The 25,399-nt window shown below is 68.5% G+C and carries 26 protein-coding genes; 17 read left to right on the top strand and 9 right to left on the bottom strand.

Features of this window, described 5'->3' with window-relative positions:
- Positions 1-65 precede the first annotated feature (65 nt).
- From AB5I40_RS44235 to AB5I40_RS44200, 8 genes are read left to right on the top strand one after another with little or no spacing between them, the layout of a single operon-like run.
- A complete protein-coding gene (locus AB5I40_RS44235; RefSeq protein WP_370936154.1) occupies positions 66-521 on the top strand; it encodes a Na+/H+ antiporter subunit E in 456 nt (151 codons plus the stop codon).
- Positions 518-769 carry a monovalent cation/H+ antiporter complex subunit F gene (locus AB5I40_RS44230; RefSeq protein WP_370936153.1) on the top strand — a complete coding sequence of 84 codons (252 nt, stop codon included), beginning with the start codon at positions 518-520 and terminating at the stop codon, positions 767-769. The genes AB5I40_RS44235 and AB5I40_RS44230 overlap by 4 nt, the downstream gene beginning before the upstream one ends.
- Entirely contained in the window at positions 766-1,065 is a 300-nt protein-coding gene (locus tag AB5I40_RS44225; protein ID WP_370936152.1) for a cation:proton antiporter, read from the top strand. The genes AB5I40_RS44230 and AB5I40_RS44225 overlap by 4 nt, the downstream gene beginning before the upstream one ends.
- Positions 1,062-1,298 carry a DUF4040 domain-containing protein gene (locus tag AB5I40_RS44220; protein ID WP_037810690.1) on the top strand — a complete coding sequence of 79 codons (237 nt, stop codon included), beginning with the start codon at positions 1,062-1,064 and terminating at the stop codon, positions 1,296-1,298. Before AB5I40_RS44225 ends, AB5I40_RS44220 begins: the two co-directional genes overlap by 4 nt.
- Positions 1,295-2,008 (top strand): MnhB domain-containing protein, encoded by a 714-nt coding sequence (locus AB5I40_RS44215; RefSeq protein ID WP_370936151.1) that lies wholly within the window; start codon positions 1,295-1,297, stop codon positions 2,006-2,008. Before AB5I40_RS44220 ends, AB5I40_RS44215 begins: the two co-directional genes overlap by 4 nt.
- Positions 2,005-2,358 carry an NADH-quinone oxidoreductase subunit K gene (locus AB5I40_RS44210; protein WP_116204709.1) on the top strand — a complete coding sequence of 118 codons (354 nt, stop codon included), beginning with the start codon at positions 2,005-2,007 and terminating at the stop codon, positions 2,356-2,358. Before AB5I40_RS44215 ends, AB5I40_RS44210 begins: the two co-directional genes overlap by 4 nt.
- Positions 2,359-2,360: 2 nt before the next feature.
- Positions 2,361-4,142 (top strand): complex I subunit 5 family protein, encoded by a 1,782-nt coding sequence (locus AB5I40_RS44205; RefSeq protein ID WP_370936150.1) that lies wholly within the window; start codon positions 2,361-2,363, stop codon positions 4,140-4,142.
- Positions 4,143-4,179: 37 nt separating this feature from the next.
- Positions 4,180-4,362, top strand: a complete 183-nt coding sequence (locus AB5I40_RS44200; RefSeq protein WP_370936149.1) for a hypothetical protein — start codon at positions 4,180-4,182, stop codon at positions 4,360-4,362.
- 2 nt (positions 4,363-4,364) lie between these two features.
- Here the strand turns inward: AB5I40_RS44200 and AB5I40_RS44195 are convergent, their stop codons facing one another.
- Positions 4,365-4,556: a DUF2795 domain-containing protein gene (locus AB5I40_RS44195; RefSeq protein WP_370936148.1), complete on the bottom strand. Its 192-nt coding sequence runs from the start codon at positions 4,554-4,556 to the stop codon at positions 4,365-4,367.
- Positions 4,557-5,010: 454 nt separating this feature from the next.
- On the opposite strand from AB5I40_RS44195, the gene AB5I40_RS44190 reads away from it, so the two are divergent.
- From AB5I40_RS44190 to sbnA, 7 genes are all read left to right on the top strand, one after another.
- On the top strand, positions 5,011-5,394 hold the full coding sequence (locus tag AB5I40_RS44190) for an Lsr2 family protein (RefSeq protein WP_370936147.1): 384 nt from the start codon (positions 5,011-5,013) through the stop codon (positions 5,392-5,394).
- Between the two features lie 818 nt (positions 5,395-6,212).
- Complete coding sequence (locus AB5I40_RS44185; protein WP_370936146.1) at positions 6,213-6,800, top strand: nitroreductase family protein; 588 nt, start codon at positions 6,213-6,215, stop codon at positions 6,798-6,800.
- 2,110 nt (positions 6,801-8,910) lie between these two features.
- The gene (locus AB5I40_RS44180) at positions 8,911-11,412 is read left to right on the top strand and encodes a Pls/PosA family non-ribosomal peptide synthetase (RefSeq protein WP_370936145.1); all 2,502 of its coding nucleotides are present in this window, start codon (positions 8,911-8,913) and stop codon (positions 11,410-11,412) included.
- A gap of 32 nt (positions 11,413-11,444) precedes the next feature.
- The gene (locus tag AB5I40_RS44175) at positions 11,445-13,922 is read left to right on the top strand and encodes an amino acid adenylation domain-containing protein (RefSeq protein WP_370936144.1); all 2,478 of its coding nucleotides are present in this window, start codon (positions 11,445-11,447) and stop codon (positions 13,920-13,922) included.
- 35 nt (positions 13,923-13,957) lie between these two features.
- Positions 13,958-14,971 (top strand): TauD/TfdA family dioxygenase, encoded by a 1,014-nt coding sequence (locus tag AB5I40_RS44170; protein ID WP_370936143.1) that lies wholly within the window; start codon positions 13,958-13,960, stop codon positions 14,969-14,971.
- The gene (sbnB, locus tag AB5I40_RS44165; protein ID WP_370936142.1) at positions 14,968-16,035 is read left to right on the top strand and encodes a 2,3-diaminopropionate biosynthesis protein SbnB; all 1,068 of its coding nucleotides are present in this window, start codon (positions 14,968-14,970) and stop codon (positions 16,033-16,035) included. Before AB5I40_RS44170 ends, sbnB begins: the two co-directional genes overlap by 4 nt.
- Before the next feature lie 43 nt (positions 16,036-16,078).
- Positions 16,079-17,053, top strand: coding sequence for a 2,3-diaminopropionate biosynthesis protein SbnA (gene sbnA, locus AB5I40_RS44160; protein WP_370936141.1), 975 nt, complete (start codon positions 16,079-16,081; stop codon positions 17,051-17,053).
- A gap of 51 nt (positions 17,054-17,104) precedes the next feature.
- Here the strand turns inward: sbnA and AB5I40_RS44155 are convergent, their stop codons facing one another.
- From AB5I40_RS44155 to AB5I40_RS44120, 8 genes are all read right to left on the bottom strand, one after another.
- On the bottom strand, positions 17,105-18,277 hold the full coding sequence (locus AB5I40_RS44155) for an Ig-like domain-containing protein (protein ID WP_370936140.1): 1,173 nt from the start codon (positions 18,275-18,277) through the stop codon (positions 17,105-17,107).
- A 49-nt stretch (positions 18,278-18,326) separates the two neighbouring features.
- Complete coding sequence (locus AB5I40_RS44150; protein ID WP_370936139.1) at positions 18,327-19,226, bottom strand: M56 family metallopeptidase; 900 nt, start codon at positions 19,224-19,226, stop codon at positions 18,327-18,329.
- On the bottom strand, positions 19,223-19,570 hold the full coding sequence (locus tag AB5I40_RS44145) for a BlaI/MecI/CopY family transcriptional regulator (RefSeq protein WP_370936138.1): 348 nt from the start codon (positions 19,568-19,570) through the stop codon (positions 19,223-19,225). The genes AB5I40_RS44150 and AB5I40_RS44145 overlap by 4 nt, the downstream gene beginning before the upstream one ends.
- 21 nt (positions 19,571-19,591) lie before the next feature.
- Positions 19,592-19,756 carry a hypothetical protein gene (locus AB5I40_RS44140; RefSeq protein WP_370936137.1) on the bottom strand — a complete coding sequence of 55 codons (165 nt, stop codon included), beginning with the start codon at positions 19,754-19,756 and terminating at the stop codon, positions 19,592-19,594.
- 18 nt (positions 19,757-19,774) lie between these two features.
- On the bottom strand, positions 19,775-20,722 hold the full coding sequence (locus AB5I40_RS44135; protein WP_370936136.1) for a cation diffusion facilitator family transporter: 948 nt from the start codon (positions 20,720-20,722) through the stop codon (positions 19,775-19,777).
- Between the two features lie 74 nt (positions 20,723-20,796).
- The gene (locus tag AB5I40_RS44130; RefSeq protein ID WP_370936135.1) at positions 20,797-21,474 is read right to left on the bottom strand and encodes a M23 family metallopeptidase; all 678 of its coding nucleotides are present in this window, start codon (positions 21,472-21,474) and stop codon (positions 20,797-20,799) included.
- 53 nt (positions 21,475-21,527) lie between these two features.
- The gene (locus AB5I40_RS44125; protein ID WP_370936134.1) at positions 21,528-22,268 is read right to left on the bottom strand and encodes an SDR family NAD(P)-dependent oxidoreductase; all 741 of its coding nucleotides are present in this window, start codon (positions 22,266-22,268) and stop codon (positions 21,528-21,530) included.
- A gap of 26 nt (positions 22,269-22,294) precedes the next feature.
- Positions 22,295-23,035 (bottom strand): SDR family NAD(P)-dependent oxidoreductase, encoded by a 741-nt coding sequence (locus AB5I40_RS44120; RefSeq protein ID WP_370936133.1) that lies wholly within the window; start codon positions 23,033-23,035, stop codon positions 22,295-22,297.
- A 79-nt stretch (positions 23,036-23,114) separates the two neighbouring features.
- Here AB5I40_RS44120 and AB5I40_RS44115 point away from each other — a divergent pair, with 79 nt between their 5' ends.
- Entirely contained in the window at positions 23,115-23,921 is an 807-nt protein-coding gene (locus tag AB5I40_RS44115) for a helix-turn-helix transcriptional regulator (RefSeq protein ID WP_370936132.1), read from the top strand.
- 424 nt (positions 23,922-24,345) lie between these two features.
- Positions 24,346-25,296, top strand: coding sequence for an Eco29kI family restriction endonuclease (locus tag AB5I40_RS44110; protein ID WP_370936131.1), 951 nt, complete (start codon positions 24,346-24,348; stop codon positions 25,294-25,296).
- Positions 25,297-25,399: the final 103 nt, after the last annotated feature.

The following is a 25,399-nucleotide window of genomic DNA, read 5'->3' as shown; positions in this document are numbered from 1 at the left end:
TGGCCCGGCGAGTCATCGCGGATTGGCGGGTGTCCGAAGTGGGTAGCCCCTGCCCGAGGTGAGACATGCGCGCTGCGACCGAGATTCCGCTGTGGTGGCTTGCCCTGACCGGGCTGTGGACCCTCACGCTCTCCACCCCGTCGGCCCCCGAACTCATCGCCGGGGCCAGCGCCGCAGCGGTCTGCGCGATCGCCGCCCGTTCCGCGCGCCGGGCGATGAACGGTTCGTGGCAACCCAAGCTCGGCTGGTTGACCTGGTTAATACCGCTCCCCAAAGCCGCCATCAGCGAATCCGTCGCCGCATTGCGCACAGTTTTCCAACACCCCTCCGCCGGAAAGTGCGAAAAAGTCACCGTCCCCACCGAACCGCGCGCGCAGCACGAAGCACGCCTCGCCACCGCGACAGTGATCGTCGGCTGCACGCCCGGCGCGATGGTCGTCGCGAGCCCGCCGGACGACGCCCACGTCGTCGTCCACCGGCTGCTTCCCGACTCCCCGACCCTCGATCAGGTGACGCGATGACCTGGCTCTTCCTCGCCGCCCTGCTCCTGATGGCAGGCGGGCTCGGCACCGCGCTGTGGCTCGCGGCCCGGGGCACTGCGATCGAACGGCTGGCCGGAATGCAGTTCGCCGGCACCGTCACCGTCCTGACGCTCCTGCTGCTCGTCCAGGCGTACGGCCCGTCCAGCGCGATCATCCTCCCGCTGACGCTGACCGTCCTCGCCTTCGCCGGAACGCTCGTCTTCGCACGGCTCCTGGGGACCCGATGACCCTCGCCGCCCAGATTCTCGTCTTCGCCGGGGTATTCGTCGTCCTCGCCTCCGCCGTCGGCCTGGTGCGCGCCAAGAACTTGCTGACCCGGCTGCATTTCCTCTCCCCGGCGACGACGCTCGGCGCGCCGCTGATCGGCGTCGGGCTCGTCCTGGTCAACGGCGTCCAACTCGGTTCGGGCGCGATCCTCGCGACGGTCGTGCTGCTGGCGGTCACCAGCCCGATCCTGCAGTCGGCCACCGCCCGGCTCGAAGCCCGCCGCCGGGGCGAGATCGACGAGGACCTCCCCGCATGACGGCCGCCGTTCTGCTCGTCGCGCTCGCGCTGGTCGCAGTGGCCGGGTTCGCTGTCGTCGCGACGCACGACCCGAAACGGCAGGCGATCACGCTCACGGTGTTTTCCCTGTGCCTGACGGTGCTTTTCGTCGTGTTCCAAGCCCCGGACGTCGCGTTGTCCGAACTCGCCGTCGGCGCGGCCATCGTCCCGCTGCTCGTCCTGCTGACCCTGCGGAAGACGGGCAAGCGATGAGGACCCGCGACATCGTCGGCACGGCGGGGCTGGCCGGAGTCGCCGCGTTGTTCGTCGCCGCGTTCACCCGGATGCCGACCGCCGGGACCGCCAGCCATCTCTACCGGGATCTGGTCCTGCCCTGGGGTTTCCGGGAGGCCACGCCGAATCTGGTGTCCTCGGTCAACTTCGACCTCCGCGCGCTCGACACCCTCGGCGAGGAAACGATCGTCGCCGCCGCGGTGGTCGGCACGCTCGCCCTGCTGCAGCCGCCCAAGAAAGAGCCGAAACCGGACAGCCACGGTTACGTCCTGCCCGCGGTGAAGCTCGCCGGGTTCCTGCTGCTGCCGGTCTCGGTGCTGCTGGGCATCGACATCGTCCTGCACGGACACCTGACGCCGGGCGGCGGTTTCCAGGGCGGCGTCGTCCTCGCGACCGGCTGGCACCTGCTCTACCTCTCCGGCAGCTACGGCGCCCTCGCCCGGCTGCGCCCTATCGACTGGTGCGAGTACGCCGAAGCAGCGGCCACCGGCCTGTACGTCGTGACCGGACTGATGGGACTGGCCGTCGGCGGCTCGTTCCTCGCGAACGTGCTGCCGCTCGGCCAATTCGGCTCGCTGCTCTCGTCCGGGACCGTTCTGGTGCTGAGCGTCCTGATCGGCATCGAGGTCGCCGCCGGATTCGTCGTGCTGCTGTCGCGGTTCTTCGTGCACGGGCTGGCGGAACAATGACCGGCGTCGTGTCGGCGGCCTGCTACGGCGTAGCGGCCTGGCTGTTGCTGCTCGGCTGCGCCGGGATCATGCGCAGCCGGCACCTCGTGCACACCGTGGTGTCGCTGTCGGTCGCGCAATCCGGCACGTACGTCCTGCTGCTGGCGATCGGCTACCAGGACCAGGCCACCGCCCCGATCGTGTCCCAGGGGCAGTCGCAGCCGGTAGTCGATCCGATGGTGCAGGCCATGACGCTCACCGACATCGTCGTCTCGGCGACCATCACCGCGCTCCTGCTCGCCCTGACGCTGCAGATCTCGCGCCGCCACGGCACGGTCGACCCCGACGAACTGCGTGCGCTGCGCGGCTGACCATGACGACCCTGCCCGCGCTCGCCATCGCCGTCCCGCTGCTGGCCGCCTGCCTGCTGCTCGGCCTCGGCGGCAAACTCCCCCGCGTCGTCGTCGACGTGACGGCCACGGTGACCGCGGCGGCAGTCTGCGCACTGTGCGTAGTCCTGCTGACCGCGGCGCACCACGAGCGAGTGGTCACCTGGCTGGGCAGACAGGGCCCGGAAGGCACCCGCTCGGTCGGCATCGTGCTCGTCGCGGACGGCCTGAACACGACTTTCGCCGCGCTGGCGGCGTTTCTGACGGTCTGCGCGCTGCTCTACAGCTGGCATTACTTCGAAGCCGTCGAAGCCCGTTACCACGCGATGATGCTGCTCTTCCTGACCGGCATGCTCGGTTTTCTCTTCACCGGCGACCTGTTCACGCTGTTCGTGTTCTTCGAGCTGATGAGCGGGGTCGCCTACGCTCTCACCGGGTACCGGATCGAGGAAGCGGACTCCGTACAGGGCGCGCTGAACTTCGGCGTCGTGAACTCCCTCGGCGCGTACTTCACGCTGATGGGCATCGGGTTGCTCTACGCCCGCGGTGGCCAGCTCGGTCTCGCGCAGCTGGGAGTCGCGCTCGACGGACGTCCGGCGGACGCGCTCGTCATCGCCGCGTTCGTCCTGGTGTGCACCGGCCTGCTGGTCAAAGCCGCGACCGTGCCGTTCCACTTCTGGCTCGCGGACGCGCACGCCGTCGCGCCGACGCCGGTGTGCGTGCTGTTCTCTGGCGTCATGGTCGAACTCGGCCTCTACGGCGTCCTCCGCGTCCGCACCACGGTCTTCGGCTCGGTGCTCGACGACGCCACCGTCAGCCGGATCTTCCTCACCGCCGGGATCGCCAGCGCAGTGCTCGGCGCGGTGCTCTGCTTCACCCAGCGGCATCTCAAACGCCTGCTGGCCTACTCGACCATCGCCCACATTGGACTGTTCCTTTGTGGACTCGCCGCGACCGGCGGCGAGGCGACGGCCGCGTTCGTTCTCTCGGTGCTCGGGCACGCCGGAGCCAAAGGCGCGCTCTTCCTCCTCACTGGGGTCTTGAAGGACCGCTACGGCAGCGTCGACGAGGACGATCTCTTCGGCCGCGCAACGCATTCACGGACAGAAGCGGTGCTGTTCCTGCTCGCCGCAGCCGCACTCGCCGGGCTGCCGCCCTTCGGCCTAGCGCTCGGCAAGGACGAGGCTGAGCACGCTGGTCCGGAATGGCTGATGGTCGTGTTCGCGGTGATCTCGGCGCTGACCGCCGCAGCAGTGTTGCGAGCCGGACTGAGAGTCTACTTCGGACTCGGCAGGCCGCCCGCCGACGATTCCGCCGACACGACCACCGGTTCCGGCGAGGAGCCCGAGACCGGCCAGCCGATCCAGCGCACCCCGATACCGATGCTCGCCGCCATCGTCGTGCTGCTCGGTTTCGCGCTGGCGGCCGGAGTCGTCCCGTGGATCCGCGACGTCGCCGCGGCGGCCGGGGCGCAAGCGGTCGACCGCGCGGGCTACCTCCACGACGTCCTGCCGACGCTGCCGCTGCCCCTCCCGATGACGGCGTTTGAGCTGTCCTGGACCGGCCCCGGTCTGCTGTCCGCCGCGGTGACCGCCCTGCTCACCCTCGGTGCCGCCGCCTTCGCGCTGTGGTCGCGGCACCGCACGCCGAAACCGGTGCACGAAGCCCTGACCGTCCTGCACCGCGCGCATTCCGGCCAGGTCGGCGACTACGTGGCCTGGCTGCTCGCGGGCGTCGCCGTCCTCGCCGGGCTGGTTTGGCTCTGACCTGGTTTACCCGCCGGGCGGCAGGCTGCGGACGCAGATGATCTGGGTGCACGTCGAGAAAATCGTGCTCAGCACCGAGACCCACCGGGTGAAGTACCAGAACGCCGCCCGCGACGAGCAGGACCCCTGCCGCTACGCCGAGGTCTGCGGACGCGTCATCCTCCAGGTCACCCCGGAACGGCAGACCTTCATCGACCAGAAGAACGGCGTCGCCGACTGAGGTCACCCGTGCGGGTCGGTGTCGTCGCCGAGCAGCCGGTGCACCGCTTCCACGTTCTCGTACCGCTGCTCGGGCAGCTTGCCGAGATGCCCGATGACGTCGTCCCCGGCGCCGCTCGCGGCCGCCCGGCGGAGAAGCTCCTCGCGCTCGCACGGGTACTCGACTTCCGTCAGGTACTCACGGACGTCAGACATTGGCGTTCCCTTCCTCTGGTTCTTCCCCTCGCATACCCGCCCGCCGCGGGATCAATGCGAGCTCCGCCCGACTGGTGAACGCCTCCCCGAAGCAGGTCGCCGACGTGAGCTCAGCGGCACGCGATCCTCGGGGCGACACCGGCATGGTTTACATTTTCCCTCAAGCGGACTTCCGCTCTCCTGATTCCGGCGCGCGGATCCCCGAGCGAGTGCGGCTCATCACCAGCAACCCGGAGAAATACCGCGGACTCGGCGATTGCGGACTCCACGTCACCGAGCAGGCCCAGCCGCGCCCGGTCGATGCCGCAACGGAAAACTCCCTGACCGCCGTTCCGCTCGGCTCGGCCAATTCCACCGGCGCGACCGGCGTTACATTATTGCCGCCGACCAGCCACAGTGGACTCCTGTTATGGTCTGCGGTGACCGCGTCCCGTTTTCAGGAGGAGTCACCGCGATGGCACAGAAAGTCCTCGTCGAGATGATCGACGACCTCGACGGGTCCGAAGCCGGGCAGACCGTCCCCTTCGGACTCGACGGCGTCCAGTACGAAATCGACCTTTCCGACGAGAACGCCGCCACCCTGCGCGAGGAACTGGCGACGTTCATCGCGTCCGCCCGCCGGACCGGCGGACGCAAGACGACCGTGCGGGCCACGGCCGCGCCGACGGCCGAGGAACGCGAACGCTCCAAGGCGATCCGCACGTGGGCCCTCGACAACAACTGGGCGATCGCCGAACGCGGCCGCATCCCGCGCGAGGTGATCGCCGCCTACGAGGAAAGCCAGAAGCCGGAGGCGAAACCCCGCAAGCGCACCGCGAAAAAGCGCGCGGGCAAATAGCCCGTCGCCCCGGCGGGTTCCGCGGAGATCATTTCGGGAAAAGCCGGACGAGCCGTTCGCTCCCCCGCCGGAGTTCGAACGGCGCCCGCCCGGCGATTTCCCGCGCGGCCGCCGCCGGGCACACCCGGAACGCGGGAGCTAGAGTCTCTCAGCAGAAAAGGCCGCCCGGGCCGCAGGCGAATGCCTCCGGCCCGGGCGGCTTTTTTCCCGCCGGCCAGAACCTCGAATCCCCGACACCGATCCCGGCCACACTCGGAACCCCGCCGAGATCAACCGCCGCGCCGAAGACCTTGCCGTCTTCGACGGAACCGTCGAGATCGCCCGTCGATCCGGACCCGCACCGGCGCGGACACCCAGCGAAGCAAACCCCGCACCCAGGCCAGGCCCCCTCCCGACCGAACCTCCCCGCACCGACCCGCCGCCCGCCCCTCCGCAACCGGGCCGAACACGGATCAGTGCCCGCCGGTGACTCCGTACACCCCGGCAACGCCCAGCGCCACCGACAACCCTGGCTGCACCCGCCCCCACGGCCCACGTCCGCACCCGCAGTGCTGCCTCCCCATGACACAACCCCCTCCGCGCCGAACCACCACCCCACCCGCACCGTCCTCAACACCAGCCACCCCCGCGGGATCGCGTCGGCGTGTGGAGGAGCAGCGTGAACGGCCCCCGGGCCGGGCACGCTGCTCCTCCACACGCCGACTTAAAGGCGATCCCGCCGCGACGGCGGAGCCGGCGCCATCAAACACAGCGATCCCGCCGCGACGGCGGAGCCGGCGCAATACAATTGCCCGAAAAACTTCCTCCAGGGGGCAGCGATGGAGTTTCAGGAAGTCGTGCGGCGCAGGCGCATGGTGCGCAAGTTCACCGACGAGCCGGTGCCCGGGGACAGCCTCCGGCGGATCATGCGCAATGCGCTGCGCGGGCCGTCCGCCGGGTTCTCGCAAGGCCAAGCTTTCCTGGTGCTGCAAGGCGACGACGTGCGGCGATTCACCGACACCCTCTCGTCCTGGACACTGGACGAGGCCACCAAGGCCGCGCCGGTGATCGTGATCCCGTTCTCGGTGAAAGACGTTTACCTCGACCGCTACGCCCAGCCGGACAAGGGCTGGACCGACCGCAGCGAGGACCACTGGCCGGTGCCGTTCTGGTACATCGACACCGGCATGGCTGTCCTGCTGATCCTTCAGACCGTGGTCGACGAGGGGCTCGGCGCGGTGTACTTCGGCATCGGCGCGGAGGATTACGCCAAGGTGCGCACCGAGTTCGGCGTGCCCGACAGCCACGAGCCGGTCGGCGCGATCGCCATCGGCTACGACGCCGACGCCAAGATCTCCGCGGGCGCTTCCCCGGCCACCCGCAAGCGGAAGCCGGAGAGCGAGACTGTCCACTTCGGACAGTGGTAAGCGCGGCAGCCTCCGGTTCGCCGAGCCAGCAGCGATCTCCGGTTCGCGCAGGCCCGCTGATTTCCGGTTCAGGGGAAGGCTTCGGCGGTGCGTTCCGGTGCCCGGAGGAAGCAGAGCGCCAGACTGCCTCCGGTGAGCGCGATTTCCCCGCGTTCGCCGGCCGGTGCCGTCGCAGCTCCGGCCCGCGCCGCGACGCCAGTGCACCCAGCGGGATGCCGTCCTCGGCGTCGAGAGCGACCTAGGCAATCCGGGCGAATAGTTGCGGCCCCGCAGTTTTCGACCGCGCCGTGCCGCCAGCACAGTCCGGCCGTTCGCCGGGTCGAGCCGATCTCCCCCGACAGTCGGGGCTCGCAGTCCGGACAGGAAAGCCGCGTCGGCGGCGAACCGGGCTGAGCCCAGGAAGAGATGAGCCACCCCGCGCCGGACACGGGGTTGGAGAGACAAAGTCGCCCGCCGCGACCAGCCGAGCAGTCGCCCGGTGCGGCACCAGCACTGCCGTCAAGCCCGACGCCGCCCCGAACACGCTCGCCGGATCAGCCGATCGCAGGCCGGGAAGCGCGGGCCCGCAGCCGGGCTTCCGGAGACGCTCGCCCGGCACATGATCGATCGACGCCTCGGCGAGCGCGGCAAAACCGGCCGCGTCGGCTTTCACGACCGCCGGTCGCAGGACAGCGAGCCGGTTCCGGGACAGCGCGCATCCAAGACGCGGTACGCGCGCAGCGGGCCAGAAGAATTCCGAGCGGCAGCGGCGGCAATTCCGGAGTTCGCGGGGGCCACCGCGACGATTCCGCCGGGAGCAGCGCCTGACGCGGCCAGATCATGCGCGAAACGGCCAGCTCCGGCAACGAGCGGGAGCAGCACCTCACGCAGCCAGACCATGCGCGAAACGGCCAACTCCGACAACGAGCCGGAGCAGCACCTCACGCAGCCAGACCATGCGCGAAACGGCCAGCTTCAGCAACGAGCGGAAGCAGCACCTCACGCAGCCAAATCATGCGCGAAACGGCCAGCTTCGGCGAGGAGCGGGAGCAGCTCCTCGCGCGGCCAGACCATGCGCGAAGCGGCGGGCTTCGGCGACAAGCCGCGCGCAGGCAACGACGTCCAGCGGTCGCGAAATCGCCACCGCGTCCGGCCAGTTCGCCGCCCGCCGGCACGGCATAACGGTAATCGTTTTCGCCAAACGCGGCATCGGACATCGCCGCGGCACTCGAAATCCCAGAGCGGGCGGCATCGCTTTCATGTTTCCCCCGGCCCGATCCGGGAAATCCGGACAACACGAAAATGTTTCAATGCGGCCAGAAAACCACGAGAAGCGACATAATTCCAGCAACCGGACCGACGCCTCGGCCGAACCCGGCCATCGGACGCGGAAATACCGCAATCGGCCGTTTCCTCCCGGGTAGCACTCCGCGCGGCCCTCCGGCGAACACCGACCTCGGGCGGCACACCCGCGAAAAATTTTCGCAGAGCAGCCCGACATCCCCCGAACAGCGCAACCACACCATCCGTTCGCCGCGAATCTCACCCTGATGGCACAAACCCACGACGCGGGACGGCAATTCCCTCGAAAGTGCCATCAATCCCGCGAAGCAGCGCTTGCATATTCCGGTCCGGAACATAATGTCACCGAATTCGAGGACCAAGGAACCTTGACGGGCGCCCTCGGCGAGCACGGCGGAACCGGACCGCAGCCCAAGACCGCCTCCGCACAGCGACTTCGCGCCACTCGTTGTGCCACGGATTTCACCCCAGCGGACCAGCTCCGCCTCCGCCAACAGGGGAATCCACCCCCCGAAAGCGGGGAAATCCTGGTAACATCGCCCGTGCGGAGGATCGGTTTGCGGTAAATGCACGACGACGATCAGACTTCACCGGAACCCTTCGCCGGATCGTCCCGGATCCGTCGACAACCGCCACTGGCTGTTGAAAAACAAAGGGCATTCACGGCATTAGTCCTCTTTGCCAGATTAATGGCCGGTTACGTGGTCTAGACCTTAATCAAGAACCGTGTCGCATTTGTCAACCGCGACTCGCATCGAACAGGTCACGAAATTGTCAACACCGACGTCCGTAGGTTACGTCGGCGTTACATCCACCGATGATTAAGAATATGGATCTCACCGAGTACCCGACCGCCCGCCCCGGTCCGGCACCCGACACCGAAGAAGCATTCGCCCAGGTGATGGCCGATGTCACCGGGCAGGAAAACGTGTCGGTCGACAGCAACTTCTTCGCCGATCTCGGGGCCAACTCGCTCGTGATGGCACAGTTCTGCGCGCGCGTGCGCAAGCGTGCCGATCTTCCGGCCGTCTCCATCAAGGACATTTACCGGAATCCGACCATCGCCAGTCTCGTCTCCGCTTTGGCCGAGACCGAGGAGGTCCCCGCCGAGACGCCCGCCCCGGCCCCCGCGGAGCCGCCGAAGCGGGCGAGCCGGCTCGAATACTTCGGCTGCGGGACACTGCAGCTGCTGATCTTCTTCGCCTATTCGCATCTCGTGGCCCGGGTGCTCGGCGTCGGCACCGACTGGATTCTGGCCGGCACCGGCCTGCTCGACTACTACCTGCGCGCGGTGGTCTTCGGCGCCATGGTGCTGGCGGTGCTGTGCACCCTTCCGATCGCGCTCAAATGGATCCTCGTCGGTCGCTGGAAACCCGGGGAAATCCGCCTGTGGAGCCTCGGCTACCTCCGGTTCTGGGTGGTCAAGACGCTCGTCCAGCGGAACCCGCTGGTCCCGCTGTTCGTCGGTTCCCCGCTCTACTCGCTGTACCTGCGCGCGCTGGGCGCGAAGATCGGCAAGGGCGTCACGATCTTCTCCCGCTTCGTCCCGGTGTGCACCGATCTGCTCACCGTCGGGGAAGGCGCGGTGATCTGCAAGGACACCTACTTCACCACCTATCGCGCCCACGACGGCGTGATCCGGACCGGCCCGGTCTCGATCGGCGCGCGCTCCTACGTCGGCGAGATGTCCGTCATCGACATCGAAACCCGGCTCGGCGCGAACGCCCAGCTCGGGCACGCGTCGTCCCTGCACGCCGGGCAATCGGTTCCGGACGGGCAGAGCTGGCACGGCGTCCCCGCGGTCCCCGCCGACGTGCACTACCGGCGGGTCGAACCGCGCAGCTGCGGCAGCGTCCGGCGGGCGCTGTTCGCCGTGCGCCAGACCCTGACCGCGGTTCTCCTGCTGGCCCCGCTGGTGCTCGGCCTGCTCGGCTTCGTGCTGAACACGCTGCCGAACCTCAGCCCGGCGATGGGACTCGGCCCGGCCGTCCTGGACTTCGCCAACCCGACGTTCTACTGGAGGGCCTTCGTCGTCTCCTTCATCCTGTACTTCGGCCTGCGGCTGACCGGCTTCCTGATCGTCACGTTCGTGCCGCGGCTGCTGAACCTCGCGCTCAAACCCGGCGAGGTCTACCGCCTCTACACCTTCCGCTACACCGCGCACCGCGCCATCCGCATCCTCACCAACCTGCGGTTCTTCAAGACGCTCTTCGGCGACAGCTCGGCCATCGTGAACTACCTGCGCCTGCTGGGCTGCAAGGTGTCGAACAAAGAGCAGACCGGCTCCAACTTCGGGCTCGACGAGAAATACGAGAACCCGTACCTCTTCTCCTCCGGCGCGGGCACGATGGTCGCCGACGGCCTGTCGGTGGTCAACGCCGAGTACACCAACACCTCGTTCCGGCTGTCCCGGGTGCACGTCGGGGCGAAGAACTTCCTCGGCAACCACGTCGTCTACCCCGCCGGGGCGAAGACCGGCGACAACTGCCTGCTGGCCACCAAGGTCCTGGTCCCGCTCGACGGCCCGGTGCGCGAAGGCGTCGGCCTGCTCGGCTCCCCCAGCTTCGAGATCCCGCGCTCGGTGGAGCGCGACAGCCAGTTCGACCACCCGAAGACGCCAGAGGAATTCCGCCGCAGGCTGGCCGCCAAGACCCGGCACAACGTCGGGGGCATGCTGCTGTACGCCTTGTCCCACTGGGTGTTCTTCTACGGGCTGCTGCTGCTCACCTGGGCCTCGGACGTGTACTACGACTTGATCGGCCCGCCGCTGTTCGCGATCGACACGGCCGCGATGCTGCTTTACGGCATGCTCTATTTCATTGCCCTGGAACGGATCACGGTGTTCATCCGGCCGATGCACCCGGTGTCGTGCTCGATCTACGACCGGCGGTTCTGGCGCCAGGAACGGTTCTGGAAAGCGGCCGCGGCCGGCGCGATCTTCCGCGCGCTCGACGGGACCCCGTTCAAGAGCGTGGTCTGGCGGCTCCTGGGCGTCAAGGTCGGCAAGCGGCTGTTCGACGACGGCGCGCTCATCATCGAAAAGACGTTGGTGCGCATGGGAGACAACGTCACACTGAACATCGGGTCCGTCGTCCAGTGCCATTCGCAGGAGGACGGCGGCTACAAGATGGACCGCATCTCCATCGGCAGCGGCTGCGTCGTCGGCACCGGCGCGCTGGTGCATTACGGCGTGACGATGGGCGACGGCTCGACGCTCGCCCCCGATTCCTTCCTCATGAAGGGCACTGAGGTCCCGGACCACGCGCACTGGGGCGGGAACCCCGCGCACGAAATCCGGGCCGCCCGCCGTCAGCTGGCGGCGAAATCGTGACGGAGCAACGACAACCACGGGAAGGACGACCCATGAGAACCGGACTGGGAGCGGTTCGCGAGCACTGGCGCGAGGTACTCACCGCCGGCGGACGCACCAGCGTCCCGCGCTGGACGCTGGAGTCAGGCTCCGCGATCGGCGACCACGAAACGCCGATCCCCCGGGGGATCGCGACCGGGCTGCGGCTGCTGGCCGAGCAATTGCGCGTGCCGCTGAGTTCGGTGCTGCTCGCCGCGCACGCCAAGGTGCTCGCCGCGCTTTCGGGCGAGCAGCAGGTGTGCACCGGCTACGTCGCCGGGCCCGGCGGGACGCCGCTGCCCTGCCGGCTGAGCACCGAATCCGGCACCTGGCGCGAACTGATCGAGCACACCGCGGAGGTCGACGCGCGGACCGCCGCCTTCCGGGACTTCCCGGTCGACGAACTGCGCACCGAACTCGGCATCGTCGCGCCGCCGTTCGAAACGGTCTTCGACCCGACCGGCACCGCCGGGGACCTCGCCGGGGACACCGTGCTGCGGCTGGACGTGTCGCCGGACCTGGAGACGCTCCGGCTGCGCTTCCGCACCGAGGTGCTGAATTCCGAAGCCGCCGAACGCGTTCTCGGCTACCACCTCAGCGCGCTCGCGCTGATCCGCACCGACGTCGCCGCGCCGCACCGCGAAACGACCCTGCTGTCGTCCGCGGAACTCAAACTGCAGCTGGAAGGCCTCGCCGGGCCGCACGTCGAGGTGCCGGACCTGCGCTGCCACGAGCTGTTCCAGCGCCACGTCGCCAGCCGCCCGGACGCGATCGCGGCGGTGCACGGCGACCGGCAGTGGACGTACCGGGAGCTCAACGGGCGCGCCAACCGCCTGGCGCGGGCGCTGGTGGCGCGCGGGCTGCGGCGCGAGGGCGTCGTCGCGGTGGTCACCGAACGCAATCTGGACTGGATGGCCGCCGTGCTGGCCGTGTTCAAGGCGGGCGGCGTCTACCTGCCCATCGAGCCGCATTTCCCGACCGACCGCATCGCGACCACGCTGCGCCGGGCCGACTGCGAACTGGTGCTGACCGAACCGGGCAGCACGACGACGCTGCGCAAGGCGGTCGAATCGCTGCCCGGCGTGCGCACCGTGTTCGTGGACGCCGCGTACGAGGAGGACCACTCCGACGAGGATCTCGCCGTCGCCGTCGATTCCGGCCAGCTCGCCTATATCTACTTCACCTCGGGCTCGACCGGCGAGCCGAAGGGCGCGATGTGCGAGCACGCCGGGATGGTCAACCACCTCTACGCCAAGATCAACGACCTCGGCATCACCGAGGACTCGGTGGTCGCGCAGGTAGCGCCGCAGTGCTTCGACATCTCGCTGTGGCAGCTGGTTTCCGCGCTGCTGGTCGGCGGGAAGACCTTGCTGATCGAGCAGGACGTGATCCTGGACGCCGACCGGTTCGTCGACCGGCTCGGCAGCGGCGGGGTGTCGGTGCTGCAGGTCGTGCCCTCCTACCTCGAGGTCGTCCTGTCCGCGGTGGACAAGAACCCGGTCGCGCTGCCCGATCTGCGCTGCGTTTCGGTGACCGGCGAGGCGCTCAAAACCGAACTGGCGCAACGCTGGTTCGCCGCGATGCCGGACGTCAAGCTGGTCAACGCCTACGGCCTCACCGAAACCTCGGACGACACCAACCACGAGGTGATGGACCGCGCGCCGACGCGGGAGCGGGTGCCGCTCGGGCCGCCGGTGCAGAACGTGCGCGTGTACATCGTCGACGAGCGGCTCGACCCGGTCCCGCTCGGCGCGCCCGGCGAGATCGTGTTCTCCGGGGTGTGCGTGGGCCGCGGCTACGTCAACGACCCGGAGCGCACCGCGCGGGCGTTCACCACCGACCCGCACCGGCCCGACGCCCGGCTCTACCGCAGCGGCGACCACGGCCGCTGGCTGCCCGAGGGCAAGGTGGAATTCCTCGGCAGGCGCGATTCCCAGGTCAAGATCCGCGGTTTCCGGATCGAGATCGGCGAGATCGAGAACACGCTGCTGCGGGTGCCCGGGGTGCGCGACGGCGCGGTGGTCGTGGCCGAACGCGGGCAGAGCAAGCGGCTGGTCGCGTTCTACTCCAGCCGCGAGCAGCTCGACCTGGAGCTGCTGCGGGAACAGCTCGGCGCCGCGCTGCCCGAGTACATGCTGCCCTCGGCGTTCCATTGGCGGGAGCAGCTGCCGTTGACCGCCAACGGAAAGATCGACAAGAAGAACCTCACCGCGCTCGCCGCCGAACTCGACGCGGCCGACGAGGACTACGACGAGCCGGTCACCGAAACCGAACAGCGGCTCGCCGGAGCCTGGGCGCAGGTGCTCGGCATCCGGTCCGGCCGGATCGGCCGCCGGGACAGCTTCTTCGGCCGGGGCGGCACGTCGCTGTCCGCGGTCAAGCTGGCGATCGCGCTCGACCGCGCGGTCTCGATCAAGGACGTCGCCAAGCATCCGGTGCTCGCCGACCTGGCCGAGCTGATCGACAGCCGGTCCTCGTCCCGAAGCTCCTGACCCTCTGCAACCGCGGAAATCGAAGGGATTCCACGATGTCGTTGTCCAAATTCCTGCCGAAGACTTCCCCGCCCGAGCCGGATTTCTGTCCCGGGCTGCCCGCGGTGCTGCGGGCCGAGGCAGGCGGCGACCCGGCCGGCTGGGCGAGCACGCACCGGGAGACGGTGCGAAGACTCGTCGCCGAATACGGCGCGGTGCTCGTCCGAGGTCTCGGGCTCGCCGAACAGACCGCCGTCGCGGCCGTGTTCGGGAGGCTGACCGACCTGCTGATGACCGAGCGGGAGGCCTTCGCGCCGCGCGCGGCCTACCCCGGCGGGGTGCACTCCTCGACGGAATGGCCGCCGAACCAGCCGATGTGCATGCACCACGAACTGAGCTACACCCTCGAGTTCCCGGGACTCATGCTGTTCGCCTGCGTCAGCCCGCCGTCCGCGGGCGGGGTCACCGGCGTCAGCGATTCCGCCGCCGTGCTGGCCTCGCTGCCCGCCGACCTGCGCGCGCGGTTCGAGCGCGACGGCTGGCTGCTCACCCGCAGCTTCAACGACGAGATCGGGGCGTCGGTCGCCGAAGCGTTCGGCACCGAGGACCGTTCCGCGATCGAGGACTACTGCCGCGCCAACCTGATCGAGTTCGAATGGCAGCCCGACGGCGGACTGCGCACCCGGCAGCGCCGCAGCGCGATCGTCGGGCATCCGGTCACCGGCCAGCGCTGCTGGTTCAACCAGATCGCCTTCCTCAACGAGTGGACGATGGCGCCCGAGGTGCACGAGTACCTGGTCGACATCTACGGAGCGGACGGGCTGCCGTTCAACACCCGCTTCGGCAACGGCGACCCGATCGGCGAGGACGTCGTGCAATTGCTCAACGAGGTGTACGAGGAGCACACCGTCCGCGAACCGTGGCAGGCGGGCGATCTCCTTCTGGTCGACAACGTCCGCACCGCGCACAGCCGGGACGCCTACGAGGGCCCGCGCGAGGTGCTCGTCGGACTCGCCGACCCGGTACGACTTTCCGACTGCTCGCTCGCTGCCGAGGGGAAAACCCAGTGACCACGCAATCCTTCACCGCCGAATCCGCGGCCGCGGGGCCGGTCGCCGTGCCGCCGTTCGCGGTGATCTCCGGAGCCCAGGTCCAGCAGGCGCTGGCCGGGCGCGAACGGGAGGTCGTCGATCTCGTCGAGACCGCCTACCGGGTGCACGGCACCGGAGATTCGGTCAACCCGCCGTCGTATTTCCTGCGCTTCCCCGACCGCCCGGCCGACCGGATCATCGCCCTGCCCGCCTCGCTCGGCGGGAAGACCAACGTCGCGGGCCTGAAGTGGATTTCCAGCTTCCCGGGCAACGTCGCCGCCGGGATCCCGAGGGCGTCGGCGGTGCTGATCCTCAACGACCTCGCGACCGGGTATCCGTTCGCCTGCCTGGAAAGCTCCATCATCAGCGCGACCAGGACCGCCGCGTCCGCCGCGCTCGCCGCGGACTGGCTCAGCCGGCCCCGGCAACGGCCGAGGCGCGTCGGATTCTTCGGCGTCGGCCTGATCGCCCGCTACATCCACACCTTCCTCGCCGGAACCGGCTGGGAGTTCGACGAAATCAACGTGCACGACCTGCATGCCGAAAGCGCCGCCGGATTCCGCGGCTACCTGGAGCAGTCCGGGTTCGCCGGGGACATCAGCGTGCACGACACGGCCGAAGGCCTGATCCGCGACAGCGATCTGGTGATCTTCGCGACCATCGCCGGCGAACCGCACGTGCACGATCCTTCGTGGTTCTCGCACAACCCGTTGGTACTGCACGTTTCCTTGCGTGACCTGGCGCCAGAGGTGCTGCTGGCGTCGGCGAACATCGTCGACGACGTGGACCACTGCCTCAAGGCCAACACCTCGCCGCATCTGGTCGAACAGCGCACCGGCAGCCGGGATTTCCTGCTCGGCACCCTGGACGACGTGCTGTCCGGCCGGATCAGCCCGCCCGCCGACCAGCCGCTGATCTTCTCCCCGTTCGGGCTCGGCGTCCTCGACCTCGCGGTCGGGGCCTTCGTCCACGAGAGAGTGTCCGACGCCGGCGGACTGCACGTCATCGAGGACTTCTTCCACGACCTGCGCCGGTATGGCTGAGCGCCGTCCGCCCCTGAGCTTTTGTTCTGACGAGGAGAAAACTGTGCGTGTCATCACCGTTCCCGAAGCCTTCAACGAGGAGGCGCTGTACGTCGACCTCCGCTGGAGTTTCGGCTATTCGCTCTTCCTCAAGTGCGAGGGCTTCAACTTCGCCGGCTCCATCAAGCTGAAGGCCGCCACCGAAATGGTCGACGCGGCCGAACGCGACGGCCTGCTGCGGCCGGGCTCGATCATCGTCGAGTCCTCTTCGGGCAACCTCGGCGTCGCGCTGAGCATGATCGCGGCCAGCCGGGGGTACAAGTTCCTGTGCGTCACCGATTCCCGCTGCAACCTCGCGACCCGCCGCGCGATCGAGGCGCTCGGCAACGAGGTGCACATCATCACCGAACCCAGTCCCGAGAGCGGTTTCCTCGGGGCGCGCATCGACCACGTGCGCATGCTGTGCGCGTCGGACGAGCGGTACGTGTGGCTCAACCAGTACACCAACCCGGACAACTGGGGAGCGCACTTCCACCGGACCGGGCCGGAGATCGCCGCCGCGTTCCCGGCCCTCGACGTGCTGTTCGTCGGCGCGGGCACCACGGGCACCCTGATGGGCTGCGCGCGGTTCTTCCGGCAGTGGCACCGCCCGGTGCGGATCGTCGCGATCGACAGCGTCGGCTCGGTGACCTTCGGCGGCCCGGCGGGCCGGCGGATGCTGCCGGGGCTGGGCACCAGCGTGCGCCCGGCGATCCTGGACGAGTCCTATGTGGACGATGTGGTCCTGGTCGAGGAGCCGGATTCGGTCCGGGCGTGTCACCGCTTGGCCCGCAACGGTTTTCTGTTCGGTGGCTCGACCGGGACTGTGGTCAGTGGGGCGACGAGCTGGCTGTCCGAACACGATGCGCATCATCTGACCGCGGTGGCCGTCGCGCCGGACCTTGGCGAGCGGTACCTCGACACGATTTACCAGACCAACTGGCTGCAGGGGATTTACGGAGAGGACGTGCTGTCCCCGCAGCCCCGGCAATCCGTCTGATCCGTGCGGGCGGCGTACCGGCATCCCCCGGTGCGCCGCCACGCGGTGGGGTCAGACCTTCTTCTGCCATTCGTCCCAGCTGAACCGCCAGTCGGTCCAGCCGTCGCCGGGTTTGAGGTCCACTCCGGTGTCGGTCACCGTCACGACGTCCCCGCGATGGGAGTTTTCGTAGAACCACTTCGCGTTCTCGACGCTGACGTTGAGGCAGCCGTGCGAAGTGTTGGAGTGGCCCTGCTGCCGGACCGACCACGGCGCGGAATGCAGGAACTGGCCGGAGTTGGTGAGCCGCAGCGCGTATTTGACCGTGGTGCGGTAGCCGCCCGGCGCGTCGGTGGGCACGCCGTACGTGCTGGAGTCCATTGTGTACGGAGACTGCACGGTCATGATCAGCATGGTGCCCGAAACGCTGCGCGCCGACGGCTTGCCGAGGCTGACCGGGGACGTCAGGACGAGCTGGCCGTCCTTGTACGTCCGCATCTGCTTTTCGTTGTCCGACACCTTCGAGATGATCGACGCGCCGGTCTTGAACGTGATCTTGCGGTCGGCCTTGCCGAACACCCCGTTGCCGAGCGCGCGGCCCGCGATCTTGATGTCGAGGACGATCGTGGAGTACGCGGGCCAGTATTCCTTGGTGCGGTAGTGCACCTCGTCGTCGCCGAACCAGCGCCAGGCTCCGGTCGCGGGCTTGTCGGAGGTGACGGTGAGCATCTTTTCCGCGGCGGCCTTGTCCGCGACCGGCGCGGAGAACTTGATCGTGATCGGCATGCCGACGCCGGTGGTCTCGCCGTCGAGCGGGATCACCGACGGGTAAGCCTGCGCTTTGGCGGTCGCGGTGGTGAAGGTGCTGGTGCGGGTCACCGGGTTTCCGTCCGCGCCGACCGAGCGGGCGGTCAGCGTGTACTTCGTGCCGTATTCGAGGGGCTTGCTGGTGTTCCAGCGCTGCTTCGCCGCGTCCATCTCGCCCGGGACCGGGGTGCCGTCCGCGGCCGCGACCGTGACGTCACTGAGCGTGGACCCTCCGGCCACCGCGGTGACGGGCTCACCGGGCGCGACGTCGTTCGAGCCGTCCTTCGGCCCGAGGTCGAGGGTCGCGGGCGCCGGCGCGGCGCTGGTCTTCTGGTCGTTCCCGGCGGCGGGACCGGGCTCCGGTGCGGCCGTGCAGCCCGCCGTCAGCGCCAGCCCGGCGAGGATCCCCGCGATGATCTGCGTTTTTCGCCCCAGCACCTGATCTGCCCCCGTTCCCGATTACTAACGGACATAGTAGTCATAGCGGTCAGGCGTGAAGCAGGGCGGGAGTGGCCGTCCAAGCTCCGGCGACGATCAGGGCCGCGGCCGTGCTCACGGGGAGTAACGCTGCCGTTGCGAGGGCGAGAATGCCGGTCACCGTATTGCCACCGCTGCGAGCGAGGTGTTCGAGCCTGAGCGCCGTAGCCGCCGAACGCACCGGATGCATCCGATCCAACGCCGCGCTGACGGTCGCCGGTCCATGCCGACGGCCAGCCGCAGCGTCCGCGCTCAATTCCACCGCCGCAGCAACGAATTCCGGCGACTTCCGGGCCAACGGAACGAACGGCAGTGCCGCCGACACCGCGTGCGCAAAGCCGACCAGCCGATGGTGCCGTCCACGCAAGTGGGACCGTTCGTGATCGACCACCGCAGCGAGTTCCGGGCCGGAGAGGTCCTTCGCGAGCCCCTCGGAAAGCACGACCAGGTCCGGCTTTCCGGCAATGCTGTAGGCGAGTTTCTCCTCCAACGGCAGCCACCACACGCCCGCCCTGGCCCGGCACACCATCGACAATTCCGCGAAATGCCGGTCGTGCAACCGAAGCTGTTGCCGGTACAGGCGGATTGATGCCAGCGCGAACGCTCCCGCCGCACCCGCCGCGAGCAGCGCGCCGGATACGCCGACCACCTCGTCCAGATGCAGAACTTCGTGGTGCCGCAACGCATCAAGACGCAGCCACGCGACCAGCCTCCGCGCCACCTCGTGCCCCGGCCCGAACGCGGCCGCCACCGCACCGACTCCAGCCGCGATCATGCTGCCCAGCAACAGGATCCACACGACAAACCGCAACGGTGCAGGCACCCGTGCCCGCAACACCCGGCGCAGGAGAGCCGGTCCGCAGAAACCCACCACCGCCGCAGTCACGACCAGCGCCGCGGAGACGATCACGAGCGCTTCCTCAACCCGCGCCGCAACGCGTCCCGCTCCCCCTCCGACGCCGACCGCGCGAAATGCAGCAGCACTCCTTCGGGATCCCCGACGTCAGCGAGCAGATTACGCATCGCCCGAGCCGCCGCTTCCTCTCGCGAGAGAGTCGGCGTGTAGCAATAGGCTCGGCTGCGCTTCTCGCGTTCCACCCAGCCCTTGCTGTGCAAATGATCGAGCACGGTAAGGACAGTCGTATAAGCCAGGTCCCGGTTCAGCTCCTCCAGCACTTCGCGGACCGTGCGCGCTTCGCCCGCGCGCCACAAGACGTCCATCGCCGCCGATTCCAGCTCGCCGAGTCCCTGCACGCCACGCATCCTAGGGCTCGCTCATTCGGGTTCGTCTCCGCTCTCCGCCTCGCTTTTCGGAGGCCGCCGGGCCGGATCGCGGGCCTGTGCCACGCCGATCGCGGTCAGCAGGATCGCGAGGACCACGAAAATCGCCACGAGCGTCCAGCCGCCCGCGGCCGAAGCAGCGGCCAGAGTGACTTGCATGCGGTTCCTTCCGAGGGTTCAGCTGCGCCCGGTGAACCGGTAAGTCGGCCCGTGCGACCCTTCGCAATGCTCGGCCCGGTCCTCGTCGACGTGGTCCACCTGCAGCGTCGTGTGGTCCAGCCGGTGCCGGGACCGCATGATCTCCTCGATCCCCGCCCGCACCGCGTGACAATCGGCGGCGGGCCGCACCAGCACGTGCGCGGACAACGCGGGCTCGCCCGAGGTGATCTGCCAGATGTGCAGGTCGTGCACCTGCACCACGTCCGGAACCGAGGCCACCTGCTCCCCGACCACCTCGGGATCGATCCCGGCGGGCGCCGCCTCCAGGAAGATCCGGCCGGACTCGCGGACCAGCCCCCAGCCCGCCTTCGCCATCAGCGCGGCGACCACCAGCGCCGCGATCGCGTCGGCGCGGGCGAACCCGGTCCACCACACGATCGCGCCGGCCACCGCGGTCGCGATGAACGCGTACAGGTCGTTGAGGATGTGCTGGAACGCGCCCTCGACGTTCAGGCTCGACCGGTTCGCCCGGCTGATGCACCAGCTCGCCGCGACGTTCACGACGATCCCGGCCAGCGCCGTCACCAGCACCAGCGCACCCTGGACCTCCGGCGGATCGATCAGCCGGGTCGCCGCCTCGTAGAGGAACCACGCGGTGAGCAGGAGCAAGGTGATCCCGTTGGCCTGCGCGGACAGGATTTCCGCGCGCTTGAGCCCGTAGGTGAACCCGCCCTTCGCCGGACGCGCGGCCAGCCGGATCGCGACCAGCGCGAGCACGATCGACGCGGCGTCGGTGAGCATGTGGCCCGCGTCGGTGATCAGCGCGAGCGACCCGGCGATCAGGCCGACGACCAGCTCGACCGCCATGAACCCGACGATCAGCACCAGCGCCCGCACCAGCCACGTGCGGTCCGCGCCCGCCGCCACCCCGTGGCCGTGGCCGTGCCCCGTCTTGTGCTCGCTCACCCCGCACCGTCCCTAACATATAGTGAAACGTGCATGTATTGTCGCGCACGCGCCCGCTCGACGTCCACCCGAGGTCACCCGCCCGGTTCGATCCGCACGCCGAGCCCGCGCAGCCAGCGCAGCGGGTCGGTCTTGCGCTCCCCGTCCGCCCAGACCTCGAAGTGCAAATGCGGCCCCGTCGACTGCCCGCGGTTGCCCACCTCGGCGATCACCTGCCCGGCCGCCACGCGCTGCCCGGCGGAGACCAAGTAACGGTTGATGTGCCCGTACACCGTGACTGTCCCGTCCTCGTGCCGGACGCGGACCCACAGCCCGAACCCGCTCGCCGGACCGGCCTCGACGACCGTCCCGGCAAGCGGGGTCCGGACCGGGGCGCCGATGTCGTTCGCTACATCCAGTCCGTAGTGGGTCGCTCCCCAGCGGCCGCCGTAGTTGGAGGTGATCGTGCCCGGCACCGGCGCGTACGCACGGGGTTCTTGCCGGGCCTTTTCTCGCTGAAGCCGATCGTCGCGGGTTTTGACCGCGGACTTCAGCACCGCCAGCTCCATCTCCGGCGGACGCGCAGCTGTCGGCAGCACCTCATGCCCCGCTGCCATGGGCGGCAGTTCGCTTTTGCGCTCGGCCGGAGCCGCCCGGGCAGCCGCCGCGAACGCCGCCCCGCCCGCGAACCCGGCCAGGACGAGCCCCGCGCCCAACCCGCCGCGAGCACCAGCGGCAACCCGGCTCGAACGCCGCCTGCGGGCACCCGCCATGGTGTTCCTCTCGCCGGTCCAAGTACTATGCCGGATAGTAGATCACGCCGGCGTCAGTACGCGGTGAGCCCGCCGTCCACGACCAGTTCGGTCCCGGTTACGAACGAGGATTCGTCGCTGGCCAGGAAAAGCATCGCGTGCGCGACCTCGGCGGGACTGCCCGCGCGACGCATCGGCGTGCGGACGATGTCGGGCTGCCGGTCGCCCTGTTCGTCGAGCAAGTCCTGGATCATCGGCGTGGCGATCACCCCCGGATGCACCGAATTGACCCGGACGCCGCGCGTCGCGTACTCGACGGCGGCGGTCTTGGTCAGCAGCCGCACCGCCCCTTTGGACGCCTGGTACGCGGCAGCCGCGCCGCTGCCGACGAGGCCCAGCACCGAGGAAGTGTTGACGACCGATCCGTTGCCGGATTCGCGCAGCAGCGGCATCGCGGTCTTCATCCCGAGCCAGGTCCCGGTCTGGTTGACCGCGATCACCCGGTCCCAGGCCTCCGGCGCGGTGTCCTCGATGCCCGGCCAATCCACGATTCCCGCGATGTTGACCAGCACGTCGAGCCGGCCGAACCGCTGCCGGGTCCGTTCGATCGTGCCGCGCCAGTCCTCCGACGAGGAGACGTCCAATCGGTCGGCCAGGACCTCGGTCCCCAGCCGTTGAGCGAGCTCCTCCACCGCCGCTTGATCGACGTCGGTGACGACCAGGCTGGCCCCCTCTCGCGCGAACAGTTCCGCCGTGGCTTGTCCGATCCCGCCGGTCGCCCCGGTGAGCAACGCGACCTTGCCGCTGAGCCGCATGGGATATTCCTTTCTGCGTAGGGAAATCAAGCCGCGGTGTAGCCACCGTCGGCCGCGACGACCGCACCAGTGACGAACGCGGACCGCGGTGAAGCCAGAAACCCGATCACCTCGGCGATTTCCTCGGGCTGCGCGACCCGCCCCAGCGGATGGGCGTCGCCGAAGGACCGCAGATACGCCCGGCTGTCAGCACGGAAGGTGTCGAGCAGATCGGTCTCAATCACCCCCGGGGCAACAACATTCGCCCGAATTCCGTGCGGAGCGCCTTCGAGCGCGAGCACTTTCGTCAATTGCGCCAGCGCTCCTTTGGACGCGCTGTACGCCGCCGCTTCGGCCAGCCCCACCGTGGAAGCGAACGAACCGACTGTGACGATCGCTCCCCCGCCGTGGTCGCGCATCACCCGAAACGCCTCTCGCGCATGCAGAAACGCTCCGCGAGCGTTGACCGACATCACCTCGTCCCAGTCCGCCGCCGTCGTCTCGGTGACCGGCTTGTTCACCGAACGACCAGCGTTGGCGACCAGAATGTCGAGCCCGCCGAACCGCTCGAGCGCCGCAGCCGCCGACCGCACGGCAACGTCCTCTTCGGACACATCGCCGACCAGCACGGCCACTCCGTCCTCGTCCGCGAACCGTTCCACCTCCGGCCGGATGTCCGTGGCCAGCACCCGTGCCCCGCGGGCGTGCAGCCAAGCAACCGTCGCCGCACCGACCCCGCGCGCGGCACCCGTGACCAGGGCGACCTTTCCCGCCAGTTCTTTCGTCATGCGACCCAGTCTCAGCGGCGACGGACCTCGCTGACAGGACGTGCCACACCCACCCAGCCCGCCGCCTACCCTGGTCCGCATGGGCACGGAACTGGGCGACTTCCTGCGGGCACGCCGCGCACAACGCTCCCCGGACGACGCCGACGTGCGTTATTCCGGCAGACGCAAGGTCGCGGGCCTGCGCCGCGAGGAAGTCGCCGTGCTCGCCGGAGTGAACGTCGACTACTACGCGCGCTTGGAACAGGGCCGCGAAACCCGCCCGTCACCGCAGGTGCTCGACGCCCTCAGCCGCGCACTGGACCTGGACCCCGACGCCCGCGAACACCTCTACCGCCTCGCCGGCGCCGCCCCGCCCGACCTGCCGTCCCCGACGCCCCGGACCGTGAGCCCAGAACTGCGGCAGCTCATGGACAGCCATCCGCACGCGCCCGCGTTCGTGCTCAACCGCGTCCTGGACATCCTGGCCACGAACACCCTCGCCGACGCCCTGTTCTCCCCGTTCGCCGCGGCCGACAACCTGGCCCGAATGACATTCCTCGACCCGGCGGGTCGGCAGTTCTACGCCCGCTGGGAATGGACGGCCCAGGCGACAGTGGCGAATCTGCGAGCCGCGGTCGACCCGGCGCTGCCGTCGCTGGTGGCGGAATTGAGCGAGGGCAGCGAGGAGTTCCGGGCCTTATGGGAGACGCATCAAGTGCGGGGGAAGACTCGCGAGCCGAAGCACCTCGTGCATCCCGCAGTCGGGGAGCTGACGTTGACATACCAGGCGTTCGACGTGCGGAGTGCGCCTGGGCAGCAGTTGATCGTTTATCAGGCTGAGCCTGGCAGTACCAGTGCTGATGCGCTTGCGTTGTTGAGCAGTGTGCCGCTTCGGGTGCGCCAGTAGGCGGCTTTCACCGCAAGGCGTGCGGCGCGAACGAGCCCGTGTTCCCACAAAGCAGACTCGCCCCCACGCCGGCCGCCGGGTGCGCGCGACCGGTTCCTCTACGCTGACACGGGACAGCATAATCTCGACAATCCTCGCGCTCAGCGGTCAGGACCAGCCGAGCGTCGCTCCCCGCTCGGTCAGGACACCGGTCTTCGCCGAACGAGGTCACCACGGGTGCGCTTCTCAAGCTAAACCTCAGCGGGACGCCGGGAGCCTACGTCTCCGTTGCCCTACTCAGCAGCTTCGCTGACAGCTCTTGCCTGACGCCGACATACGCGCAAGCCTCCGCGCCACCTCCGTTGATCGGTATCCTGCGAGCCTGAACAACGGGTGCGTCCGCATAGACCAGGCAGGACGCACGAACTCAGGGGAGGGAAACCAAGTGCCATCCAGAAAAGCGCCCGATCCCAGGACGGCCGTCCTCGACAGCCTGCTGCGCACCGCCGAAGAAGCGGCGCGGGTCGGAAAGAAGCTGGAACGTCAGACTCGCGAGAATTTCCGGAAGAAGCTCAACGTAGAGATCGACTTATTGCGAAAGGTCTCGAATCAGCTCGATCCCGTGCTGAGGCCGACCAAGCTCTTCAACCCCCTGGAGCCTGACACCACCGCGCGGATCGTGGCTCTCATGGCAGCCTCTCAACCGCGCCACCCTCTCGCTACCTTGCGCTCGTTCTACGGTGCCGGTGTCTACGCTCTCTACTACAACGGCCCCTTCGCCCCATACGCGGAACTGTCCAAGAAAGAACATCCGGTATACGTCGGCAAGGCGGACCCGGACAACCGATCGAGCAACGACCCGGTCGAACACGGACGCAAGATCTTCGACCGGCTTCGCGAGCACCGGGCTTCGATCGAATCGAGCAGCACTCTCGACATCAACGACTTCGACTGCCGATTCCTCATCGTACAGAGCGGCTTCCAGCAAGCAGCAGAAGCTCAGCTAATCGAATTCTTTAAGCCCGTCTGGAACAAAGAGACGAAGATCTGTTACGGGATCGGCAAGCATGGCGACAGCGCCAAAACCAGGCAAAACAAACGATCACCGTGGGACACCCTCCATCCCGGACGCAGCTGGGCCGACGAAACGGGTCAAGACCAGCACGAAAGGACCGCCATCATCGAAAAGATTCAAAACCACCTGGAGAAATACCCGCCCATATCCACCCTCGAAGAGCTTCTTGGCAACTTCATCACCGAACTACGCCAAATCGATAACGAAAGTTTCGTCGACGCTTCAGGGCAACCACGAGAAGTCGATTCGGACGAAGAAGCTCCCCCCAGCACGCGAGGCACGGATCAGGAGCCATTGCTCGGCTTGTTTGACGAGGACTAGCACGGCGACAAGTCCGGAACCGCCTCACCCTTCCTTCGCCGTCCGCGACTCACGAACAAATCGCCGCCGCCGCACGCTGACACAGCTCGGCGTGCGGCGTCTC

Origin of the sequence: Amycolatopsis sp. cg13 (assembly GCF_041346965.1) — a bacterium.
Taxonomy (GTDB): Bacteria; Actinomycetota; Actinomycetes; order Mycobacteriales; family Pseudonocardiaceae; genus Amycolatopsis.
This window is presented reverse-complemented; position numbering and strand designations above follow the sequence as displayed.

What these genes read in the sequence shown, in the direction of transcription:
- AB5I40_RS44185 (WP_370936146.1), top strand. Translation starts at nt 6,213, where the DNA reads ATGGAGTTTCAGGAAGTCGTGCGGCGCAGGCGCATGGTGCGCAAGTTC.
- AB5I40_RS44130 (WP_370936135.1), bottom strand. Translation starts at nt 21,474, where the DNA reads ATGGCGGGTGCCCGCAGGCGGCGTTCGAGCCGGGTTGCCGCTGGTGCT.
- AB5I40_RS44235 (WP_370936154.1), top strand. Translation starts at nt 66, where the DNA reads ATGCGCGCTGCGACCGAGATTCCGCTGTGGTGGCTTGCCCTGACCGGG.
- AB5I40_RS44125 (WP_370936134.1), bottom strand. Translation starts at nt 22,268, where the DNA reads ATGCGGCTCAGCGGCAAGGTCGCGTTGCTCACCGGGGCGACCGGCGGG.
- AB5I40_RS44115 (WP_370936132.1), top strand. Translation starts at nt 23,115, where the DNA reads ATGGGCACGGAACTGGGCGACTTCCTGCGGGCACGCCGCGCACAACGC.
- AB5I40_RS44180 (WP_370936145.1), top strand. Translation starts at nt 8,911, where the DNA reads ATGGATCTCACCGAGTACCCGACCGCCCGCCCCGGTCCGGCACCCGAC.
- AB5I40_RS44140 (WP_370936137.1), bottom strand. Translation starts at nt 19,756, where the DNA reads ATGCAAGTCACTCTGGCCGCTGCTTCGGCCGCGGGCGGCTGGACGCTC.
- AB5I40_RS44230 (WP_370936153.1), top strand. Translation starts at nt 518, where the DNA reads ATGACCTGGCTCTTCCTCGCCGCCCTGCTCCTGATGGCAGGCGGGCTC.
- AB5I40_RS44205 (WP_370936150.1), top strand. Translation starts at nt 2,361, where the DNA reads ATGACGACCCTGCCCGCGCTCGCCATCGCCGTCCCGCTGCTGGCCGCC.
- AB5I40_RS44120 (WP_370936133.1), bottom strand. Translation starts at nt 23,035, where the DNA reads ATGACGAAAGAACTGGCGGGAAAGGTCGCCCTGGTCACGGGTGCCGCG.
- AB5I40_RS44220 (WP_037810690.1), top strand. Translation starts at nt 1,062, where the DNA reads ATGACGGCCGCCGTTCTGCTCGTCGCGCTCGCGCTGGTCGCAGTGGCC.
- AB5I40_RS44225 (WP_370936152.1), top strand. Translation starts at nt 766, where the DNA reads ATGACCCTCGCCGCCCAGATTCTCGTCTTCGCCGGGGTATTCGTCGTC.
- AB5I40_RS44215 (WP_370936151.1), top strand. Translation starts at nt 1,295, where the DNA reads ATGAGGACCCGCGACATCGTCGGCACGGCGGGGCTGGCCGGAGTCGCC.
- AB5I40_RS44200 (WP_370936149.1), top strand. Translation starts at nt 4,180, where the DNA reads ATGATCTGGGTGCACGTCGAGAAAATCGTGCTCAGCACCGAGACCCAC.
- AB5I40_RS44190 (WP_370936147.1), top strand. Translation starts at nt 5,011, where the DNA reads ATGGCACAGAAAGTCCTCGTCGAGATGATCGACGACCTCGACGGGTCC.
- AB5I40_RS44210 (WP_116204709.1), top strand. Translation starts at nt 2,005, where the DNA reads ATGACCGGCGTCGTGTCGGCGGCCTGCTACGGCGTAGCGGCCTGGCTG.
- AB5I40_RS44195 (WP_370936148.1), bottom strand. Translation starts at nt 4,556, where the DNA reads ATGTCTGACGTCCGTGAGTACCTGACGGAAGTCGAGTACCCGTGCGAG.
- AB5I40_RS44175 (WP_370936144.1), top strand. Translation starts at nt 11,445, where the DNA reads ATGAGAACCGGACTGGGAGCGGTTCGCGAGCACTGGCGCGAGGTACTC.
- AB5I40_RS44170 (WP_370936143.1), top strand. Translation starts at nt 13,958, where the DNA reads ATGTCGTTGTCCAAATTCCTGCCGAAGACTTCCCCGCCCGAGCCGGAT.